The sequence below is a fragment of the Synechococcus sp. R6-10 genome (assembly GCF_047461815.1).
GTDB lineage: Bacteria > Cyanobacteriota > Cyanobacteriia > Thermostichales > Thermostichaceae > Thermostichus.
In genome coordinates this window covers 1-895 of sequence record NZ_JANSHW010000239.1, presented here as the reverse complement: position 1 = coordinate 895, position 895 = coordinate 1, and the positions used below count along the sequence as shown (strand labels likewise).

The 895-nt window shown below is 56.3% G+C and carries 1 protein-coding gene and 1 pseudogene; both read right to left on the bottom strand.

All coding sequences use genetic code 11. The features are described 5' to 3' along the window. Positions 1–190: pseudogene (locus tag NW837_RS07540) on the bottom strand (guanylate kinase); the annotation flags it as partial. 81 nt (positions 191–271) lie between these two features. Beyond that, positions 272–541, bottom strand: coding sequence for an extracellular matrix/biofilm regulator RemA (gene remA / locus NW837_RS07535; protein WP_414330335.1), 270 nt, complete (start codon positions 539–541; stop codon positions 272–274). Between the last annotated feature and the right edge of the window lie 354 nt (positions 542–895).

Below are 895 nucleotides of genomic sequence, written 5' to 3'. Positions count from 1 at the left end.
AAACCGAGAGATACAGCTCGGGGTGGCGCTGGCGCAACTGGTTGACCAGCGTACCCTTACCCACTCCGCTGGGCCCTGTCAAAACCACCAAGCGACCGCGCGGGGTGGGAGCCGGAAGGGATCCCTGCTGCTGCGTACACTCAGAGGGAACTGGGGTAGGAGAGGCTGGCATAGACAGAGACCGACGCAAGACGGCTGGGCAATTGACTTGTTTGGGTTGGTTTTAGGATATCTCACTCCTGGTTCCTCAGACGGCTCACAGCGATGGCTTTCACTCGGTTTCGTCTGGCAAACCGGGCTTGGCCGTCAGGAAGCGGTTGGCAACGGTTTCGGGTTGGATGGCGGAGAGGATGACGTGCCCGGAATCGGTGATAATGACAGCGCGGGTACGACGACCATAGGTAGCATCCACCAACTGGCCCCTCTCGCGGGCATCGCTGATGATGCGTTTGATGGGAGCTGACTCGGGACTGACAATGGCGACCACACGCCCAGCGGCGACGATGTTGCCAAAGCCAATGTTGATTAGGCGGGTATCCATGGGGTGATGAGGGAACCTAACGGTTGTCCGGCCAGCAACCTTCATTAAGGTAGCAAATGGGGCTCTTTCGCGGGTTTGCCACAACGACACCTGAGTTCTCGGCCAATTGGGCAGTGAGTTCTGGCGACAAGTCCCGTTCGGGTGAGCCGCAAAAAGGCTGTGGTTACATAACAAGCTGCACCCTCCCAAACAACTTGCCCTGTTTATCGAGGACGGTAAAATCGTCAACATGAAGCCACTTCAATAGAACTTGAACTGTAAGCCTCAAAGGCCGCCGCTGTGGTAAGCAGTTTGAGGCAGCTCTGAAAACGAAAAGATCGACCCAGCACCCCAAGCTTGAATAGATTTCTTCCT